We start from the raw sequence: 19,240 nt of genomic DNA, 5'->3' as shown, positions 1-19,240 counted from the left end.
CGTCCGGCCTCTTGCGGCGGCGGACCCCGGCGGGTCAGGTCAGTGGCTCGACGCCCGGGGGCAGTTCGCCGAGGTCGATCGCGGACTGCACGTAGTCGAGCAGGATGCGCCGAAGCTCCCGACCGGCGTGGGTGGGTACGACGTCGCGCCGGCGGGCCACCGCGATGGTCCGGCGCACCCCGGGCGGGGCGAGAGGGGTGATCCGCACGCCCGGTCGGCGAGCCAGCACGATGCCGGGCACGAGAGCGATGCCGAGCCCTGCCTCGACGAAGCTGAGCACCGCGTCCATCTCGCCGCCGTCCACCGCGAAGGTGGGTTCGAAGCCCGCCTCCCGACACGCCTGGATGGTCGCGTCGCGCAGGTCGTACCCCTCCCGGAACATCACCATCGGCTGGTCCCGCAGGTCGGTGATGCGCAGTTCCCCGGTCAGCGACGCGGTGGGCACCTCCCCCACCGAGGCCACCACCAGGCTCTCGCGCAGGATCGGGTCGACCCGCAGCCCCGGGTCGGCCCCCTGCGCCGGCATGATGATGAGGGCCAGGTCGAGGTCGCCGCGGAGCAGGTCGCGCACCAGATCCTGGGAGCCGCCCTCCTCGACCTTGAGGTCGACTGTGGGGTGCGCGTCGCGGAACCGGCGCAGCACGGGCGGGGCGAGCGACGTGGCCAGACTGGGCGTGGCCCCGAGCCGGACCCGGCCCCGGCGCAGCCCGACCAACTCCTGGACCTCCCGAGTCGCGGTCTCCACGTCGGCGAGGATCCGGGTGGCCAGGGGCAGCAGCACCTCGCCCGCCGCGGTGAGTGCGATATTGCCCCTTACCCGCTCGAACAGTGGTGCTCCGAGGTCGGCCTCCAGAGCGTGAATTTGCTTACTGAGAGAAGGCTGAGTGATGCCCACGAGGTCGGCGGCTTGGGTGAAATGTCGTACTTCGGCCACCGCGACGAAGTACCGGAGCTGATGGAGCTGCATCTACATAGCCTACGGCTATCAACACTGCGAGTTTGATGCATTGGACGACTGATCGAAGTGCTCCTAGCGTCGGTCCTGTGGTAATCACGAAGACTCGGTCGCCCATCCGCTCGAACGTCGGCCTCAAGGCCGTCATGGCGGTGACGGGCATCCTGCTGGCGCTGTTCCTCATCGCCCACATGCTCGGCAACCTGAAGGTGTTCACGGGGGAAACCTCGTTCGACCACTACGCGCACTGGCTGCGCGACATCGGCAAGCCACTGCTGCCCGGCGTCTGGTTCCTGTGGATCCTGCGCACCGTGCTGGTCGTAGCGGTCGTCGCCCACATCGTGGCCGCCACCGTGCTGGCCCGACGAGCCCGCGCCGCCCGCCCGGTGAAGTACGCCCACCGCAAGAAGGTCAACGGCAGCTACGCGGCCCGCACGATGCGCTGGGGTGGAGTGATCATCCTGCTCTTCGTGATCTACCACCTGCTGGACCTGACCACCGGCACGCTGAACCCGGTCGGCGACGCCAGCAAGCCGTACGGCAACGTCGTCGCCGACTTCGCCCCGGAGCGCTGGTACGTCACCCTCTTCTACACGCTGGCCATCCTCGCGGTGGGCTTCCACCTGCGCCACGGCGCGTTCAGCGCGTTCCGCAGCCTCGGCCAGCAGACGCCACGCGGCGAGCGCAGGGCGCGTACCGCAGCTCTGATCTTCGCCGTGCTGCTCTGCGCCGGGTACCTGGTGGTCCCGTTCGCCGTACTCACCGGATTGGTGTCCTGACATGGAACTCTTCACCGAGGGCGACCCGATCGCCGACACCAAGGCTCCCGACGGCCCGGTCGAGAAGCGTTGGGAGACCCGGCGCTTCGAGGCCAAGCTGGTCAACCCCGCCAACCGCCGCAAGATGACGGTGATCGTGGTCGGCACCGGCCTGGCCGGCGGCTCCGCCGCCGCGACCCTGGCCGAGCAGGGCTACCACGTCAGGTCCTACTGCTACCAGGACAGCCCGCGCCGGGCGCACTCCATCGCCGCACAGGGCGGCATCAACGCGGCGAAGAACTACCGCAACGACGGCGACTCCGTGCACCGGCTCTTCTACGACACCGTCAAGGGCGGCGACTTCCGCTCCCGGGAGTCGAACGTGCACCGGCTCGCCGAGGTGTCGGTCAACATCATCGACCAGTGCGTCGCCCAGGGGGTGCCGTTCGCCCGCGAGTACGGCGGCCTGCTGGACACCCGCTCCTTCGGCGGCGCCCAGGTGCAGCGCACCTTCTACGCCCGGGGCCAAACGGGCCAGCAACTGCTCCTTGGCGCGTACCAGGCCCTCGAACGGCAGATCGGCCTGGGCAACGTCGAGATGAACACCCGGCACGAGATGCTGGAGCTGGTCCTCGTCGACGGCAAGGCCCGGGGCATCGTCGTCCGGGACCTGGTCACCGGCGAGATCAGCACCGAGATGGCCGACGCCGTGGTGCTCGCCTCCGGCGGCTACGGAAACGTCTTCTACCTCTCCACCAACGCCAAGGGCTGCAACGTCACCGCCACCTGGCGCGCGCACCGCAAGGGCGCGTTCTTCGCCAACCCCTGCTACACGCAGATCCACCCGACCTGCATCCCGGTCTCCGGCGACCACCAGTCGAAGCTGACCCTGATGAGCGAGTCGCTGCGCAACGACGGCCGGGTCTGGGTGCCGAAGACCAAGGGTGACGACCGCAGCCCGAAGGACATTCCGGAGGACGAGCGGGACTACTACCTGGAGCGGATCTACCCCTCCTTCGGCAACCTGGTCCCCCGCGACATCGCCTCCCGCGCCGCGAAGAACGTGTGCGACGAGGGTCGGGGCGTCGGGCCGACCAAGCTCGGCGTCTACCTCGACTTCGCCGACGCGATCGGCCGCCTGGGCCGCAAGGCCATCGAGGCCAAGTACGGCAACCTCTTCGAGATGTACGAGCGGATCACCGGCGAGGACCCGTACGAGGTGCCGATGCGCATCTACCCCGCCGTGCACTACACGATGGGCGGCCTGTGGGTCGACTACGACCTCCAGTCGAACATCCCCGGCCTGTTCGTGATCGGCGAGGCGAACTTCTCCGACCACGGCGCGAACCGGCTCGGCGCGTCGGCGCTGATGCAGGGCCTCGCCGACGGCTACTTCGTGCTGCCCACCACCATCGCCAACTACCTGGCCTCCGGTCCGCTGGAGAAGGTCGACGCCAGCCACCCGGCGGCCGTCGAGGCGCGCACCGACGTCGAGGACCGCGTCCAGCGGCTGCTCGCTGTCGACGGCGACCGGACCGTGGACTCGTTCCACCGGGAACTGGGCCAGATCATGTGGGAACACTGCGGCATGGAGCGCAGCGAGGCCGGGCTGCGCAAGGCGATCGACGAGATCCGTGCCCTGCGCGAGCAGTTCTGGCAGCGGGTCAAGGTGTCCGGCACCGGCGAGGAACTCAACCAGTCGCTGGAGAAGGCCGGCCGGGTGGCCGACTTCTTCGAACTGGCCGAGCTGATGTGCATCGACGCCCTGCACCGCGAGGAGTCCTGCGGCGGCCACTTCCGGGCCGAGCACCAGACCCCCGACGGTGAGGCGCAGCGCGACGACGACCGGTTCGCGTACGTGGCGGCCTGGGAGTTCACCGCCGACGGCGAGCCCTCGGTGCTGCACAAGGAAGACCTGAAGTTCGAATACGTCCACCCCACGCAGCGGAGCTACAAGTGAACCTGACCCTGCGCATCTGGCGCCAGAAGGGCCCTGAGGACAAGGGTCGGATGGTGACCTACCCGGTCGACGACGTGTCCCCGGACATGTCGTTCCTGGAGATGCTCGACGTGCTCAACGAGCGGCTGATCCTCGCGGGCGAGGACCCGGTCGCGTTCGACCACGACTGCCGCGAGGGCATCTGCGGCATGTGCGGCCTGATGATCAACGGCGACGCGCACGGGCCGCAGCGCGGCACCACAGCGTGCCAACTGCACATGCGGCAGTTCAAGGACGGCGAGACCATCGACATCGAGCCGTGGCGGGCCAGCGCCTTCCCGGTCGTCAAGGACCTCGTCGTCAACCGCAGCGCCTTCGACAAGATCATCGCGGCTGGCGGCTACGTCACCGCGCCGACCGGCAGCGCGCCCGAAGCCCACTCCACCCCGGTGGCCAAGGCCAACGCAGACGCCGCCTTCGAGTCGGCGGCCTGCATCGGCTGCGGCGCCTGCGTGGCAGCCTGCCCGAACGGCTCCGGCATGCTCTTCACCGCCGCCAAGCTCACCCAGCTCTCGCTGCTGCCCCAAGGCCAGCCCGAGCGCTACACCCGGGTGATCGGCATGGTCGACGCGCACGACGAGGCCGGCTTCGGCGGCTGCACCAACGCCGGCGAATGCACCCCGGCCTGCCCGAAGGGCATCCCGCTGAACACCATCGGCCGGCTCAACCGCGACTACCTCGCGGCCACCGCCAAGGGAGCCAACAACACCCCCGGTTCCTGAGGGTCCGCCGTACCACGCCAGACCGCCGCATCCCGCTTTCCCGGGGGTACGGCGGTCTGTGCTCGCGGTGGGGGCTGGGGCGACCGTCCCCGGCTCCGGGCGGTCAGGCTTGATTCCTGCGCCGGGGACGGTCGCCCCAGCCCTGACCCTGGTCACGGCTCGTCCGCACCTTGCGCTCCTGCTGGGGTACGCCGACCGCTCCGCACCCGTCGCGCCCGGCCCGTCGCGCCCGGCCCGTCGCGCAGACGCCTCACCCGTCTCGCATCGCATGATCCACTCGGGTTTCAGGAAGTCGGCCTGTCACCGGGCGTCGGATACCGCGACTTCAAGGAACCCGAGTGGATCAACTCGACCGGACTCACCGACCGGACTCACCGGCCGGACTCACCCGCCTACCCAGCGGACGCACGGGCGGACGCCGCTCGACGAGGTCTGGAGGCGTCCGCCAAACCCGAGGCCAGCCCGAGAGGCACGCCAGGGACACGCCGCCGGTTCAAGTGCCCGAGCCCGGGTAGCAGTCTTTTGAGACGGCAGTGAGAAGGGATGAGGGACATGAAGGCGCTCACCTGGCAGGGCAAGCGGGACGTACGGGTCGAGGAGGTCCCGGACCCTCGGATCGAGGAGCCGACCGATGCGATCGTGAAGATCACCTCGACCGCTATCTGCGGTTCCGACCTGCACCTCTACGAGGTGCTCGGGCCCTACCTGAAGCCGGGTGACGTCCTGGGCCACGAGCCGATGGGCATCGTCGAGGAGGTCGGGTCGGAGGTGACCGGGCTCAAGCCGGGCGACCGGGTGGTGGTGCCGTTCAACATCGCCTGCGGCAGCTGCTGGATGTGCGAGCGCCAGCTCTACGCGCAGTGCGAGACCACACAGGTCACCAGCGAGGGCAAGGGAGCGTCCCTGTTCGGCTACACCTCGCTCTACGGTTCGGTGCCGGGCGGGCAGGCCGAGTACCTGCGCGTCCCGCAGGCCCAGTTCGGGCCGATCAAGATCCCGCAGACCGGCGCGGACGAGCGCTACCTCTACCTGTCCGACATTCTGCCCACCGCCTGGCAGGCGGTGAAGTACGCGGACACCCCCCACGGCGGCACCCTGGCGGTCTTCGGCCTGGGCCCGGTTGGGCAGTTCTGCGCGCGGATCGGCCGCCACCTCGGCGCGGGCCGGGTGATCGGGCTGGACCTGGTTCCCGAGCGGCTGGAGTTGGCCCGCCGGCACGGCATCGAGGTGCTCGACGTGAGCCAGCTGTCCGACGTGCCGGGCGCGTTGATTGATCTGGTCGACGGCCGCGGCCCGGACGCGGTGATCGACGCGGTCGGGATGGAGGCGCACGGTTCGCCGGCCGGGAAGTTGGCCCAGACCGCCGCCGGGCTGTTGCCGGACAAGCTGGCCCAGACGATGACCGACCGGGTGGGCGTGGACCGGCTGTCCGTCCTGCACGCCGCGCTCAAGGCTGTTCGCCGTGGCGGCACCGTGTCGCTCTCCGGCGTGTACGGCGGCGAGGCGGACCCAATGCCGCTGATGGAGATGTTCGACCGGGGTATTCAGCTGCGGATGGGGCAGTGCCACGTGCGCCGGTGGACCGACGAGATCCTGCCGCTGCTCTCCGGCGACGACGACCCGCTGGGCGTGGAGGACCTGCGTACCCACCGGTTGCCGCTGGACCGGGCGCCGCAGGCGTACGAGATGTTCCAGAAGAAGGAGGACGGCTGCATCAAGGTCGTGCTCGAACCGTGAGTGCGAGGAGTGAGCCGGGGTTGCGAGCCCCGCAGTCACGAATGCAGCCGGTGCCGTGAGCCGGGTGGTCGTGATCGTTGGCGCGAGCAGCGGGATCGGCCGGGCGACGGCCCGGGCGTTCGCCGAGCGCGGCGACCGCCTGGTCCTCGCCGCTCGCGCCACCACGACCCTGGCCGAGGTACGCAAGGAGTGCGCCGACGTCGACGTGCTGACCGTGCCGACCGACGTGACCGAGCCGGACGCGCTGCACGCGCTCGCGGGCGCCGCGATCGACCGCTTCGGCCGCATCGACGTGTGGGTGCACACGGCGGCGGTGATGGCCTACGGCCGCTTCGACGAGTTGCCGGAACGGGTCTTCGACCAGGTGGTGCGGACCGACCTGCTCGGCGCCGCCGGCTCGGTGCGGGTGGCGCTGCGACACTTCCGGGCCACCGGGGCCGGCACGGTGATCCTCACCGGTTCGGTGCTCGGGCACATCACCGCGCCGTACATGAGCGCGTACGTGGCGAGCAAGTGGGGGTTGCAGGGTCTGGTCCGGACGGTGCAGCAGGAGTTGCGTGACAGCCCGGAGATCCGGCTGTGTCTGGTCAACCCGGGCAGCGTGGACACACCGGTGTACCAGCAGGCGGCCAACTATCTGGGTCGGATCGGGCGACCTCCGCCGCCGGTCGCCGGCCCGCAGCGGGTGGCCCGGACCATCGTGGACTGTGTGGACCGGCCGCGCCGGGAGGTGTCGGTGGGCCGGCTCAACGTGGTGCTGCGGGCCGGGTTCACCGTACTGCCGGGGGTTTACGACGTCCTCGTCGGGCCGTTGATGCGGGCGGCAGGCCTGAGTGGACGGTCGGTCGCCGCGCACGACGGTTCGGTCTTCGCCGCGAACCCGGCCGGCGAGGCGGTACGCGGCGGCCACCTGCGCGACCTGCGGCAACTCGTGTCCGGGCCGGTAGTTGCGGTGGGCGCCGCGCTGCGTCGACGGTTCGGTTGACCTGTTCGGGACTGTTCGGGACAAATTCGGGGGCATCGTGCATCGATCAACTCGCCTAGGGTGGTGGGCCAGCAAGCGCTCTGGCACACCACGATCGGGGAGACGATTGACCATGCGACTGAACCGCAGAACGGCACTCGGGTTGGGCACGGTGGCCACCGCCGGCACGGTGCTGGGCGCTGCCGCCCCGGCGAGCGCCGCCGAGACCACCGAGGCGTCGCCGACCACCCCCGCTCGGGCCGCCCGCCGGGTCGCCTCCGTCTTCACCAAGCACAGCGCCGAGGCCGGCGGCAACTGGCAGGCGTACGTCAGCGTCGCCGACCCGGCCGGTGCGCCGGTGGTCGCGGTCGAGGCTGACGCGGACCGGCGGATCGAGGCGTACAGCGTCAACAAGATCGCCGTCGCCACGGCGGTGCTCGACAAGGTCGACCGAGGGCTGCTCACCCTGGACCAGCAGGTCGAGGTGAGCGCGGCGATCGTCGTGCCGGGCGGTGACGGCATCTTCAGCCTGGACGGCGCGTACCCGAGCCTGGTGACCATCGGGCACGTGCTGGCCAACCTGCTGACCGTCTCGGACGACACGGCGGTGCGGCTGTGCGGGCTGGTCGCCCCGGCCGCCGAGATCAACTCCATCCTGGTCGCCAAGGGCTTCCCGAACACCCAGGTCCAGCCGGTGGCGAACCCGAACCGGTTCTTCCTCGGCACCAGCACACCCCGGGAGACGCACGACCTGCTGCGCGCCCTGGTCGCTGGCACGCTGCTCTCCCCCGCCTCGACGACGTACCTGTTGGGCATCCTGCGCTCCCCGGTGGCGTTCACCGACGGCATCCGGCGCACCATGTCCTCCGACGAGCGGGCCCGGATCGCCACCAAGGCCGGCTGGTACGCCGACGCCCGGCACGAGGCCGGCGTGATTTTCGACCGCTCCGGCGCGGCGGTGCTCACCTACGCCCTCTTCGCCGACGGGCAGGCCAACCCGGAGGACTTCGGCGCGACCCACCCGGCGGTGCAGGCCCGGGCCGTCATGGGCCCGAAGTTCCTGGCCGCTGTGGACCGGATCGCGGGCGTGGGCAGGACGTTCCGGATCACCGCCCGACGCCCCAGCAACGGCGGCTAGGGCACCCAGTAAGTCCGTCCCGGGTCGGTCGCCGCTGCCGGCGACCGACCCGGCGTGGCGACCACCGAGGCACGGGTCGGTCCGGGTGACTACCGTGTAGGGCGGACACGTCGGAGGGACGGCAATGGCACGAGCGCAGAACACGGACGTCGAACGGTCGCTCGGGCGACGGATGCGGGGCGCCGCTGGCCTGGCCGCGCTGGCCGGCCTGGCGTGGGTCGCCCGGGATGTGCCGGCGGCCCTGGGTGGCCGGCTCAGCGGGGCGCGGGCCGAACGGGCGGCCCGCTCGCCGCAGTTCCGCGAGGGCACCTTCCACAACCGGGCCGGCACCCGCACGATGATCGCCGAGCCGGGGCGCAACCTGGTCCGCGAGCTGATCTTCGGCAAGCAGAAGCGGCGTCCCACCGCGCCCGTGCCGCTGCTGCGCCCCAGCGCCGGCGGGCCGGAGGCCGCCGACAGCGCCGGCGAACTCAACATCGTCTGGTACGGCCACGCCTCGACCCTGATCGAGATCGAGGGCCGGCGGGTGCTGCTCGACCCGGTCTGGAGCGAGCGGTGCTCCCCCTCGGGCCTGGTCGGCCCGCGCCGGCTGCACGAACCACCGGTGGGCATCGACGAGCTGCCCCCGCTGGACGCCATCCTGATTTCGCACGACCACTACGACCACCTCGACATGGCCACCGTGCGGGCGCTGCTCGCCGGGCAGTCCGCGCCGTTCCTGGTGCCGCTCGGCGTGGGCGCACACCTGGACCGCTGGGGCGTACCCGCCGAACGGATCATCGAGCTGGACTGGTCCGAGTCGCACCGGGTGGCCGGCTTGGAAATCACCGCCACCGCCGCCCAGCACTTCTCCGGACGAGGGCTGCGCCGCGACGGCACGCTCTGGAGCTCGTGGGTGGTGGCCGGGGCGCACCGCAAGGTCTTCTACACCGGCGACTCCGGCTACTTCGACGGGTACGCCGAAATCGGTGCCGAGCACGGGCCGTTCGACGTGACGCTGATGCAGATCGGCGCGTACGACCGGGCGTGGCCGACGATCCACATGTTCCCGGAGGAGGCGGTCAGCGCCCACCTCGACCTGCGCGGTGGGCTGTTCGTGCCGGTGCACTGGGCGACGTTCAACCTGGCCCTGCACGACTGGTCCGAGCCGGTCGACCGGCTGTGGGCCGAGGCGAAGGCCCGCGACGTGCGGCTCGCCGTTCCCCGGCCGGGCGAGCGGGTGGTGGTCGACGACCCGCCCGCCGTCGACGGCTGGTGGCAGGCCGTCGCCTGAGCCAGGCCAGGCAGGCATCGCCTGAGTCAGGTCAGAGCACGAACGCGTCGGTCCAGAGCGCGCCCGACCGGCCGGAGAGCGCGTCCAGCATGGCCACCGCCTGACCGTCGGTGAGCTGGGCGACGAAGTCCACGATGGCTCGGCCCCGGGCACGCCCGATCCGGTCCGGGGTACGCGGGTGCAGCTCCGCCTCGGCCAGCTCAACCAGGTCGTGCAGCCGCCGGGGCAGTCGGGACTCCTCCTCCGGGTCGAGCAGCCACTCCCAGAGCGCCTCGACCAGGGTGCCCAGCAGCCGGGCCTGGCCGCGCTGGTGCAGGGCGAGATCCGGGCGGGCCAGCACGAACCGGTGGTGGACGAACTTGAGTACCTGCACCTCGTGCCACTGCGCGCAGCCCAGCAGGACGTGCCCGGAGCGCACCGACGGCTGTTCGGTGACAGTGATCGCCTCGACGAAGCGGGTGGACCAGCGGGCGGAGAACCGGGCCACGTACTGCTCGGCCTCGATCGAGCCGTCGAACGGCATCGCGAGCAGCCCGTCCACCAACTCCTCGCGGACGTGCTCGACGGCGGCCGCGAACGCGTCGTCGTCGGCGATCCAGGCGTCCTTGCGGTGCAGTTGCCGGCGTAGCCGCTCGATCGCCGCCCCGGGTCGCCGGGCAGCAGTGGCCAGCGCCGCGTCGGTGATCGCCCGCAGCTGCCCGCTCTCGCGCTGCCAGGCCATCAACTCCGCGGAGACCGAACCCTGCTGGAGCACCCCGACCCGGTAGAAGTCCTCCACGTCGTGGATGGCGTACGCGATGTCGTCGGCGGTGTCCATCACGGACGCCTCCACGGTCTGCTGCCAGTCCGGAATGCGACCGGCGAACGGCGCCCGGGCCTGCCGCAGGTCGTCCAGCTCGGTCCGGTACGCGCCGAACTTCGACGAGCCGCTCTCCGGGTCGTCCGGCGGCGGGGTGGCGCCGCGCGGCGGCGGGTCCATGGTGCGCGGGTGCGGGTCGGGGTGGTCCAGGCGGGTCCACGGGTACTTCAGCATGGCCGCGCGGACCGCCGCGGTCAGGTCCAACCCGGTGGTGGCCGCGCCGCGGATCTCGGTGCTGGTGACAATGCGGTACGACTGTGCGTTGCCCTCGAAACCGTCGGAGAGGCCGAGGCGCTGGCGGGCCAGCCGGTCCAGCACCCGCTCCCCCAGGTGCCCGAACGGTGGGTGGCCGAGGTCATGGGCGAGCGCTGCCGCCTCCACCACGTCGGGGTCGCAGCCGCCGAGCTTGTCCAGCAGGTCACGCCACCGTTCGTCGGCGCTCAACCGTTCGGCGACCGCCCGGGCCACCTGGGCCACCTTGAGGCTGTGGGTGAGCCGGTTGTGCACCAGCAGCCCGGAGCCGACCGGGCTGATCACCTGGGTGACACCACCGAGGCGGGCGAAGAACGGCGAGCCGACGATCCGGTCCCGGTCGGCACGGAACGGGTTGGCCGTGAGGTCGCCGAGGGCCCGGGCGCTGCCGCCGAAGAGCCGCCGGGCGCGCGGCTCCGCAGCAGATTCCATGATCGCCACGCTAGCGCAGGCCCGACGGGACCGCCGCCGGTCACCCCGGCCGGGCGCGCTGGTTCGGTCCCCCCGCCCCGGCCGGGCGCGGCGACAGCGCCCCGACCCGCCCGGCAGAATGCAGGCGTACCCACTCCCGAAGGCGGATCGAGATCGTGACCCAGTCTGTTCATCAGCGGATCGCCGACGAGCTCGGCGTGGCCGAGCGTCAGGTGCGGGCGGCCGTGGAGCTGCTCGACGGCGGCGCCACAGTGCCGTTCATCGCCCGCTACCGCAAGGAGGCCACCGGCCTGCTCGACGACACCCAGCTGCGCACCCTGGAGGAGCGGCTGCGCTATCTGCGCGAGCTCGACGAGCGGCGGGCCGCGGTGCTGGAGTCGATCCGCGGCCAGGGCAAGTTGGACGAGGCCCTGGAAGCGCAGATCATGGCCGCCGACTCGAAGTCCCGACTGGAGGACATCTACCTCCCGTACAAGCCGAAGCGGCGAACCCGTGCGCAGATCGCCCGCGAGGCCGGGTTGGCGCCGTTGGCCGAGACGCTGCTGGCCGACCCGGGTCAGGATCCACGGGCCACCGCCGCCGGGTTCGTCGATGAGGAGAAGGGCGTCGCCGACGCCGCCGCCGCGCTGGAGGGCGCCCGGGCCATCCTCATCGAGACCTTCGCGGAGGACGCCGACCTGATCGGCACCCTGCGCGAGCAGATGTGGTCGCGGGGCCGGCTGGTTTCCCGGGTACGCGAGGGTCAGGAGGCGGCCGGCGCGAAGTTCGCCGACTACTTCGACTTCTCCGAGCCGTACCCGAAGCTGCCCTCGCACCGGATCCTGGCGATGTTCCGGGGCGAGAAGGAGGGCGTGCTCGACCTGACCATGGAGTCGGAGGAGGCGGGCGAGGCGGACGCCGTACCGACGGGCCCGAGCCGGTACGAGGCGGCCATCGCCGGCCGGTTCGGAGTGTCCGACGCGGGCCGCCCGGCCGACCGTTGGCTGACCGACACGGTCCGCTGGGCGTGGCGTACCCGGATCCTCATCCACCTCGGCGCGGACCTGCGGATGCGGCTGTGGCAGGCGGCAGAGGAGGAGGCGGTGCGGGTCTTCGCCACCAACCTGCGGGACCTGCTGCTCGCCGCGCCGGCCGGCACCCGGCCCACCATGGGCCTGGACCCGGGCCTGCGGACCGGCGTGAAGGTCGCCGTGGTGGACGCCACCGGCAAGGTGGTCGCCACCGACACCATCTACCCGCACGAGCCGCGCCGGCAGTGGGACGCGTCGGTGGAGACCCTCGCCCGACTGGCCGGGGCGCACGGGGTGGAGCTGATCGCGATCGGCAACGGCACGGCCTCCCGTGAGACCGACAAGCTCGCCGGTGATCTGATCGCCCGGCATCCGCAGCTCAACCTGACCAAGGTGATGGTCTCCGAGGCCGGCGCGTCGGTCTACTCCGCCTCCGCGTACGCCTCGCAGGAGCTGCCCGGGATGGACGTGTCGCTGCGCGGCGCGGTCTCCATCGCCCGCCGCCTCCAGGACCCCCTCGCGGAGCTGGTCAAGATCGACCCGCGCTCGATCGGCGTCGGTCAGTACCAGCACGACCTGTCCGAGGTGAAGCTGTCCCGGTCGCTGGACGCGGTAGTGGAGGACTGCGTGAACGCGGTCGGGGTGGACGTCAACACCGCCTCCGCGCCACTGCTGACCCGGGTCTCCGGGATCGGCGCCGGCCTGGCCGAGAACATCGTGCTGCACCGGGACGCCAACGGGCCGTTCCGTACGCGTACCGAGCTGAAGAAGGTGGCCCGGCTCGGGCCGAAGGCATTCGAGCAGTGCGCAGGCTTCCTGCGCATCCCCGGTGGCGACGACCCGCTGGACTCCTCCAGCGTGCACCCCGAGGCGTACCCGGTGGTGCGCCGCATCCTCTCCACCACCGGACAGGACCTGCGCTCGGTGATCGGCAAGAGCGGCATCCTGCGCGGGCTGCGGGCCACCGACTTCGTCGACGACCGGTTCGGCCTCCCCACCGTCACCGACATCCTCGCCGAGTTGGAGAAGCCGGGCCGGGACCCCCGCCCGGAGTTCCGCACCGCCACCTTCGTCGAGGGGGTGGAGAAGATCAGCGACCTGACGACGGGGATGGTGCTGGAGGGCGTGGTCACCAACGTGGCCGCGTTCGGCGCGTTCGTCGACGTCGGGGTGCACCAGGACGGGCTGGTGCACGTCTCGGCGATGTCCCGGACCTTCGTGAAGGACCCTCGCGAAGTGGTGAAGTCCGGCGACGTGGTCAAGGTCCGGGTGCTCGACGTGGACGTACCCCGCAAGCGGATCTCGCTGACCCTGCGCCTGGACGACGAGCCCGCCGCCGGTGGTGGCGGCGGTGGTGGTCGGACGAGCCAGGAGGGGCGTGGCGGCCCGGCGCAGCGCGCGCCGCAGGGTGGTCGCGGCGGGCAGAGCGCATCCGGTGGCCCGCAGGGTGGTCGCGGCGCCGGACAGCAGGACGGTCGTGGCGGGCAGGGCGGTCGCGGCGGCGGACAGGGCGGTCGTGGCGGGCAGGCCGGTCGCGGCGGCGGACAGCAGGGCGGTCGTGGCGGGCAGCGGCAGGGCGCACCGGCGCCGGCCAATGACGCGATGGCGGAGGCCCTGCGCCGCGCCGGACTGGCCTGACCTGGCGCGAGCAGGTGACCGGGATGCCGCCGAACGGGCGGTCATCCCGGCACCTCGGCCTCTGCGGGCGGTGAAAAAAATCCGCTCGCGTGGCCGCGAGGGTCGGGGTGATGATCTCGCGGTGAGGATGCACGCCGATCAGGTGGACGTGAGCGTGGACGTCGTTTCCGCGCTGGTGGCCGAGCAGTTTCCGCGGTGGCGGGGCCTGCCGGTCCGGCCGCTCCCCTCGACCGGCACGGTGAACGCCCTGTTCCGGCTCGGCCCGGACATCGTGCTGCGGTTTCCGCTGCTCCCCTCGACCGATCCCGAGCTGCGCGCCGAGCTGCGGCGCGAGCAGGAGCACGCCGTGCTGCTCGGCGGGCACCTGCCGGTCGCGGTGCCCGAACCGCTCGGTCTCGGCGAGCCGGGCGACGGGTACCCCGGGCCGTGGACGGCGTACCAGTTCATTCCGGGCCAGACGGCCCAGCCCGACCGGATCGCCGACCTCGACGTCTTCGCGCGCGACCTGGCCGACGTGGTGGCGGCTCTGCGCGGCATCGACACCGGCGGGCGGATCTGGTCCGGGAACGGGCGCGGCGGGCGGCTGGCCGCCGAGGACGCCGGCGTGCGTGCCGCGCTCGCTGTCAGCGGCGCGCTCACCGACACCATCGCGCTCAGCGAGGTGTGGGAGCGGTGCCGGGACGCGCGCCGCGACGACCTCGCCGACGTGTGGATTCACGGCGATCTGATGCCGGGCAACCTGCTGGTCCGCGACGGCCGGCTGGCCGCGGTCATCGATCTGGGCGCGGTCGGCGTGGGCGACCCCTCGGTGGACCTGATGCCGGCGTGGAACCTGCTCGACGCCAGGGCGCGGGAGACGTACCGGCGGGCGCTCGGCGTGGACGACGACACGTGGGAGCGGGGGCGCGGTTGGGCGCTGCTACAGGCGATCAACGCGCTGCCGTACTACGTCGAGACCAACCCGGTGATGGCCGACATCGCCCGGCACACGCTGCGGGCCGTGCTCGACTGAGTTGGCTCGCGTACCGTCGGCGTCGTGGGTGAGCGAGACGCCCGGGAGTGGCGGGATCAGCAGCGGCAGGCGGTGCGGGCGCACGCCGACGCAGACGCGCGGCGGCGGGCCGCCGAGCACGCGGAGGCGGCGGAGCTGGTGGCCTGGTTCGTGGCCGAGGCGACCCGGCGAGGGCTGCCCACCACCCGGCTGGTCGCCCGGGGATACGACGGGCGTGGGCGCTACCGGACCGGGCTGACCGGCTGGTACGTCGACCGGGCCGAAACCCGGGCGGTGGACGTGGCTGGTCGATTCCACCTGCTGACCGTGCCGGGCGGTCTGCGGGCTCGGCTGTTCGGTGTCGACCCGCAGCCCAGCGCGGCGCCGTTGGTCGTCGGAGCGGGGGGTCGCGACGGTGAGTCGATCCCGCTGCGGACGCTGCTCACCCGACTGCTGAACGACGCGACCTGACCAGGCTCCACCACCGGACCCGTCGCACCACGAGGGTGAGCAGCCCGGCCGCCTCGTCCCACACTCGGTAGGCGGCCACCGTCACGTCCGCCGCCGGCAGGGTGAGTAACGAGGTCAGCGCCCGAACCGGGCTGCCGGACGTCTTCGACGGCAACGTGAGCAGTTTCAGCTGCGTGCTCCACACCGAATACCGAGAACAGTCGTTTACTCATAGTAGCGACCTTCTAAGATCGATTCATCCCTATATCACCGGTTCAACCCAAAGGCGCAAGTGGTGAATCTCGTACATATTAAAGAGGATCCTCACTTCTTTTCGGCAGGAACCACGCCATGCTGAGTGTTCCGCTCGCTGGCGGAATCGTGCTCGCACTCGCCGTCGGCACCCTGTTGCAGCCACTGATCCTTCGCCTGCTCAGAGCAGCCGCAGTTCTCGACATACCGTCGGAGCGTTCCTCGCACAGCACACCGATCCCGCGCGGCGGCGGCGTGGGAGTCGCCGCGGCGGCAGGGCTCGCACTTCTCCTGAACGAGCACGCACGATCCATCGCCGTACCGCTGCTCTTCTTCGCGGCGATCGGGCTCCTGGAAGACCTCCGGGGTGTCCCGATCCGCAGCCGACTGCTTCTGCAGTTGCTCGCCGGCGTGGGCACGGCTCTGGTCCTGGTGCCCGATGGGCAGGCGTTGTACGTCCACGTGCTTCTGGTACTCGCCCTGTCGGCTTGGCTGACCTCGTATGTGAACGCCTTCAACTTCATGGACGGCATCAACGGCATCTCGGCGGTGCACGCGATCCTCGGCGGAGTGGTGTACGCCGTGCTCGGAGTGCTCACGGACCTCCCGCTGCTGACCGCGGCCGGCAGTCTGATCGCCGCCGCATCCCTGACATTCCTCCCCTGGAACGCCTGGGTCGCGAAGGTCTTCCTCGGTGACGTCGGGTCGTACGCCCTCGGCGGAGCGCTCGCCACGATCGCCGCGTACGCCGTCGTTCGCGGCACCCCGCCGGAGGCAGCCGTGGCGCCACTGGCCCTCTATCTCGCCGACACGGGCTGGACGCTCCTGTGCCGTATCCGTAACGGCGAGGCCTGGTATCGCCCGCACCGCCACCATGCCTACCAGCGGTTGACCGACGGCGGATGGTCACACCAGCGGGTCACTGTGATGACAGCCGTCGCCGGAGCGGCCGTGGCCGGCTGCCTGGTTGCCGCGTCCTTCAGCGGGCCAATCGTCCGTGCCGCACTGGACGTCACAGCCCTCGCGATCCTTGCCGCCTACCTCGCTGCCCCCGGGTGGCTCGCCGCCCAGCGACGCCAGCCTTTGTCGGAAGGAAGAACGATCCATGCCAGAACTGTCAGCTCAACGATCCGGTGACCTTGTCGGCCGCCCGGGGAGCCGGCCGATCGACAAGGTCGCGGTGCTCGGCAGCAGCGGCTTCGTCGGTCGAGCGGTCGTCGCCGAGTTGGGCAACAGGGGCGTCAAGGTCCAGCCCGTCGACGCGCCGCGCTTGTCGTGGCCGCTCACCCAGGCTCTCCGTACCGATTCGGTGCCGGCAGATCTCTACGAGGATGTCGTCGACGCACTCGCCGCACAGCTCGACGGCGCCCAGACCGTGATCAACACGGCCGGACTGCCGAACGGGTCCGCCCCGGACAGCGCGGAGTTGTACGGCGGAAACAGCCTGCTACCCACACTGGTCGCCCGAGCCAGCGCTCTGGTCAACGCCAGGCGACTGGTCCACGTCAGTTCCGCGGCAGCGCAGGGTCAGATGGCGCTCGACGAGACAGCACGGACGATGCCCTTCTCGCCGTACTCGCGTTCCAAGGCGATCGGTGAACGAATGCTGCAGCGCGAGGACTCCATCGAGACTGTCATCTACCGGTCGACCTGGGTGCACGACGTGGATCGGCCGAACACCCGCGCTCTCATCCGGCTCGCACAGTCGCGCGCGAGCTGCGTCGCCGGGGACGGCACCGCACCAACGCCCCAGGTCCTCATCGACGATGTCGCCGCGGCGATCACCCATCTCGGGCTCGTCGACGGATCAGTACCGCCCATCGTTCTCCAGCCCCACAACGGCATGACGACCGGGCTCCTGCTCCGCCTTCTCGGTGGCCGCGACCCACTGCACCTTCCACCACGGGTGGCGCGGTACGCGACGCGCTGCCTCACCGCGTACGGGCGGACGAGTCTGAACGCCAACGCGCATGCCCGACGCGTGGAGATGCTCCTGTTCGGCAAGCGACAGACGCCGGGCTGGCTCGCCGACCAGGGGCTGGCCCCCCAACTGCGCCCCGAGGCATGGGAGCGGCTGAGGACCGCCCGGACCGGGCCGACACCCGCCTCGCCACCGAGCGCCCAGGCCCTCGCGCGACCGAGAACAGGTGACTCACAAACGCACGACACCAGCGGAGCGGCCGGGAACAACCGGTATCTGACGAAGTAGCTTCGCCCCAACAGGAAGGTTCTCCATGACTCCCGCCCTCGTGTCGGGCTCGGCTGGCCTGATCGGTTCCTTGGCTGCTCCGGCTGCGGTGACAACGCGGTGAGAATCGGGATCATCACGCAGTGGTACGACCCGGAGGGTGGCTCTGCCGTTCTGCCGGGGATCATCAGTCGGTCGCTCGTCGCACTTGGGCACGAGGTGCACGTGCTCACCGGCTTCCCGAACTATCCGTCCGGCCAACTGTCTCCGGGCTACCGGATCCGTCCGTACCGGTTCGAGAAGATGAACGGAGTCTCGGTGCACCGGGTGCCGCTGGTGCCCAGCCACGACCGGTCAGCAGTCAGACGGGCTGCCAACTATCTCAGCTTCGCGGCCTCGGCGGCGGCCCGGTTGGACCTGCTCCGCAAGGTCGACGTGTGGCTGGTCTACTCCTCGCCGGCGACCGTGGCGCTGCCCGCGATGGTGGCCCGTTGGCTGCACGGACGCCCGTACGTGATCCTCATGGAGGACCTCTGGCCGGACACCCTGGCGGAGAGCGACTACGTGCGCCCTGGCCGTCGCACCGACCTGATAATCCGGATGCTCACCCGGTTCTGCGACTCGGCGCATCGGAACGCATCGTCGGTGGCCGTCATCGCGCCGGGTATGGCCGACATCCTGAACAGCCGCGGAGTCCCGCGAGACAAACTGTCGGTTGTCTACAACTGGGTCGACGAACGGGTCTTCCGCCCGAGAACACCCGATCCGCAGATGGCGGCCTCCCTCGGGCTGCAGGGCTTCGTCGTCATGTACGCGGGAAGCATGGGGAACCTCCAAGGGCTCGATGTCGCCGTCGACGCACTGGAGTACCTCGCCGACATCCCGGACCTGACGCTCGTGTTCGCGGGCAGCGGCGTGGAAGAGCGGCGGCTCCGCGAATCGGCCGCACGGTACGCACCCGGCCGGGTGGTCTTCCTCGGCCAGCAGCCGATCGAGCGGATGGTCGAGCTGATGCCACTCGGGGACGTCCAGTTGATCTCCTTGCGCGACCAGCCCTTCCTTCGCTCGATCATGCCCAGCAAGGTGCAGAGCACCCTAGCCTGCGGCCGTCCCATCGTCGCCGCCCTGGCGGGTGACGCGGCCCGGCTCGTCGACGAGTCCGGCGCCGGATTCGTCGCTCCCCCCGGCGACCCTTACGCCCTCGCCGACGCGATCCGTCGGATGTACGAGTTGGGCGCCGAGAAACGTGAAGAGCTGGGCCGCAGCGGCCGGCAGTTCTACCTGGAACGACTCTCGGAACGGGTCGGCAGCGTTGCCCTCGCCAGGCACCTGGAGAAGGCGGTCCGGGACCACGTCCCGGCCGATCGGTGACCACTGCGCCGGTGGCGCCGCCGAACGCGGCAGCTCACCCGGCGGCACCGGTGGACGAAACCGGACGGCGGCGGCTCTGACCGTGACAGCGGCCAGGCTCACTGGGCGGCCAACAGGATAGCCGGATCTTCGGCTCAGATAACCCGAAAACGGCCAACGGTGCCGCTTCGCCCTGTAACAAGGACAAGGAGCGCAAAGCTCCTTCTGCCGGGCGGCGGAAGCAGTCGGAAGACGGGACAGGGAGCCAGTAC

At 71.0% G+C, this 19,240-nt stretch carries 16 protein-coding genes; 13 read left to right on the top strand and 3 right to left on the bottom strand.

Annotated features, from left to right (window positions below; genetic code table 11):
* Window positions 1-34: 34 nt before the first annotated feature.
* Window positions 35-967: a LysR family transcriptional regulator gene (locus FB453_RS16990; protein ID WP_145791422.1), complete on the bottom strand. Its 933-nt coding sequence runs from the start codon at window positions 965-967 to the stop codon at window positions 35-37.
* Window positions 968-1,050: 83 nt separating this feature from the next.
* Here FB453_RS16990 and FB453_RS16985 point away from each other — a divergent pair, with 83 nt between their 5' ends.
* The 7 genes from FB453_RS16985 to FB453_RS16955 all read left to right on the top strand — a co-directional run bounded on the left by FB453_RS16985 (window position 1,051) and on the right by FB453_RS16955 (window position 9,546).
* Window positions 1,051-1,734: a succinate dehydrogenase cytochrome b subunit gene (locus tag FB453_RS16985; protein ID WP_084597936.1), complete on the top strand. Its 684-nt coding sequence runs from the start codon at window positions 1,051-1,053 to the stop codon at window positions 1,732-1,734.
* Between the two features lies 1 nt (window position 1,735).
* Window positions 1,736-3,673 carry a fumarate reductase/succinate dehydrogenase flavoprotein subunit gene (locus FB453_RS16980; RefSeq protein WP_145791421.1) on the top strand — a complete coding sequence of 646 codons (1,938 nt, stop codon included), beginning with the start codon at window positions 1,736-1,738 and terminating at the stop codon, window positions 3,671-3,673.
* The gene (locus FB453_RS16975; protein ID WP_091401529.1) at window positions 3,670-4,434 is read left to right on the top strand and encodes a succinate dehydrogenase/fumarate reductase iron-sulfur subunit; all 765 of its coding nucleotides are present in this window, start codon (window positions 3,670-3,672) and stop codon (window positions 4,432-4,434) included. The genes FB453_RS16980 and FB453_RS16975 overlap by 4 nt, the downstream gene beginning before the upstream one ends.
* A 552-nt stretch (window positions 4,435-4,986) precedes the next feature.
* Window positions 4,987-6,171 (top strand): zinc-dependent alcohol dehydrogenase, encoded by a 1,185-nt coding sequence (locus FB453_RS16970; protein ID WP_145791672.1) that lies wholly within the window; start codon window positions 4,987-4,989, stop codon window positions 6,169-6,171.
* Between the two features lie 55 nt (window positions 6,172-6,226).
* Window positions 6,227-7,156: an SDR family NAD(P)-dependent oxidoreductase gene (locus tag FB453_RS16965; RefSeq protein ID WP_145791418.1), complete on the top strand. Its 930-nt coding sequence runs from the start codon at window positions 6,227-6,229 to the stop codon at window positions 7,154-7,156.
* A 112-nt stretch (window positions 7,157-7,268) separates the two neighbouring features.
* Window positions 7,269-8,273 (top strand): serine hydrolase, encoded by a 1,005-nt coding sequence (locus tag FB453_RS16960; protein ID WP_186718348.1) that lies wholly within the window; start codon window positions 7,269-7,271, stop codon window positions 8,271-8,273.
* 124 nt (window positions 8,274-8,397) lie between these two features.
* Window positions 8,398-9,546, top strand: coding sequence for an MBL fold metallo-hydrolase (locus tag FB453_RS16955; protein ID WP_145791414.1), 1,149 nt, complete (start codon window positions 8,398-8,400; stop codon window positions 9,544-9,546).
* Window positions 9,547-9,577: 31 nt separating this feature from the next.
* Here FB453_RS16955 and FB453_RS16950 read toward each other — a convergent pair whose 3' ends face one another.
* Window positions 9,578-11,089 carry a deoxyguanosinetriphosphate triphosphohydrolase family protein gene (locus FB453_RS16950; protein WP_112584707.1) on the bottom strand — a complete coding sequence of 504 codons (1,512 nt, stop codon included), beginning with the start codon at window positions 11,087-11,089 and terminating at the stop codon, window positions 9,578-9,580.
* 155 nt (window positions 11,090-11,244) lie between these two features.
* Between FB453_RS16950 and FB453_RS16945 the strand changes: the two genes are divergently transcribed.
* The 3 genes from FB453_RS16945 to FB453_RS16935 all read left to right on the top strand — a co-directional run bounded on the left by FB453_RS16945 (window position 11,245) and on the right by FB453_RS16935 (window position 15,199).
* Complete coding sequence (locus tag FB453_RS16945) at window positions 11,245-13,737, top strand: Tex family protein (RefSeq protein ID WP_145791412.1); 2,493 nt, start codon at window positions 11,245-11,247, stop codon at window positions 13,735-13,737.
* Window positions 13,738-13,864: 127 nt separating this feature from the next.
* Window positions 13,865-14,749, top strand: coding sequence for an aminoglycoside phosphotransferase family protein (locus tag FB453_RS16940; RefSeq protein ID WP_145791669.1), 885 nt, complete (start codon window positions 13,865-13,867; stop codon window positions 14,747-14,749).
* 24 nt (window positions 14,750-14,773) lie between these two features.
* The gene (locus tag FB453_RS16935) at window positions 14,774-15,199 is read left to right on the top strand and encodes a hypothetical protein (protein ID WP_145791410.1); all 426 of its coding nucleotides are present in this window, start codon (window positions 14,774-14,776) and stop codon (window positions 15,197-15,199) included.
* Here FB453_RS16935 and FB453_RS16930 read toward each other — a convergent pair.
* The gene (locus FB453_RS16930; RefSeq protein WP_145791407.1) at window positions 15,171-15,383 is read right to left on the bottom strand and encodes a hypothetical protein; all 213 of its coding nucleotides are present in this window, start codon (window positions 15,381-15,383) and stop codon (window positions 15,171-15,173) included. The genes FB453_RS16935 and FB453_RS16930 overlap by 29 nt on opposite strands.
* A gap of 146 nt (window positions 15,384-15,529) precedes the next feature.
* On the opposite strand from FB453_RS16930, the gene FB453_RS16925 reads away from it, so the two are divergent.
* From FB453_RS16925 to FB453_RS16915, 3 genes are all read left to right on the top strand, one after another.
* Entirely contained in the window at window positions 15,530-16,567 is a 1,038-nt protein-coding gene (locus FB453_RS16925) for an MraY family glycosyltransferase (RefSeq protein WP_145791405.1), read from the top strand.
* Window positions 16,536-17,639: an NAD-dependent epimerase/dehydratase family protein gene (locus FB453_RS16920; RefSeq protein WP_145791403.1), complete on the top strand. Its 1,104-nt coding sequence runs from the start codon at window positions 16,536-16,538 to the stop codon at window positions 17,637-17,639. The genes FB453_RS16925 and FB453_RS16920 overlap by 32 nt, the downstream gene beginning before the upstream one ends.
* 99 nt (window positions 17,640-17,738) lie before the next feature.
* Window positions 17,739-18,989 carry a glycosyltransferase family 4 protein gene (locus FB453_RS16915; RefSeq protein WP_145791401.1) on the top strand — a complete coding sequence of 417 codons (1,251 nt, stop codon included), beginning with the start codon at window positions 17,739-17,741 and terminating at the stop codon, window positions 18,987-18,989.
* Window positions 18,990-19,240 lie beyond the last annotated feature (251 nt).

The organism is Micromonospora sp. CNZ322 (assembly GCF_007827755.1).
The sequence above is the reverse complement of the archived record's forward strand: the minus strand, read 5'-3'. Positions and strand labels throughout refer to the sequence as shown.